The sequence below is a fragment of the Rhizobacter sp. P3_C12 genome (genome assembly GCF_056402735.1).
In genome coordinates this window covers 1-587 of sequence record NZ_JBFUGW010000655.1, presented here as the reverse complement: position 1 = coordinate 587, position 587 = coordinate 1, and the positions used below count along the sequence as shown (strand labels likewise).

The following is a 587-nucleotide window of genomic DNA, read 5'->3' as shown; positions in this document are numbered from 1 at the left end:
GCCCGCCGCTCATCTACTACATCCACGCCGATCACCTGAATGCGCCGCGCATCGTCGTCGATCAGACTGGAGCCAAGCGCTGGCGCTGGCTGGCCGAGCCGTTCGGCACGACGGCGCCGGAGACGAATCCCGATGGGCTCGGGACCTTCACACAGAACCAGAACCTGCGCTTCCCGGGTGCGGATGCGTCGGCGATCGGCGTCGTAGTCGTAGTTGCCGGTCACGCTCGCCTTCGTGATGCTCGCGATCGAGCCGTTCAGCCCGTAGACCGCCATGTAGTTCGTGCTGTCGCTGGTCGTGTTGCCGGCGTTGTCGTAGCCGAAGCTTCTGGCCGGGTTCGTGATGCTCGTCAGCCGGTTGCTCGTCGCCTCGGTCGTGTAGGTGCTCGGGCTACCGTTCAGGCTCACGCTCACGCGGTTGCCGTTGGGGTCATAGGCAATCGACCAGGTCGATGCGGCCGTCGTGATGTTGGTCAGCCGGCTGTTCTCGTCGTAGTCGAAGCTCTGGTCCAGCGCAATCTGCGGCGTGCCGTCCGTGGCCAGCAGGTGCGTGAACCCGCTGATGCGGTCGGCGGCGTCGTAGTCGTA

General features: G+C 65.2%; 1 pseudogene. It reads right to left on the bottom strand.

Annotation, left to right across the window (positions count from 1 at the left end):
- Positions 1 to 587: pseudogene (locus AC1DXV_RS35205) on the bottom strand (hypothetical protein); the annotation flags it as partial.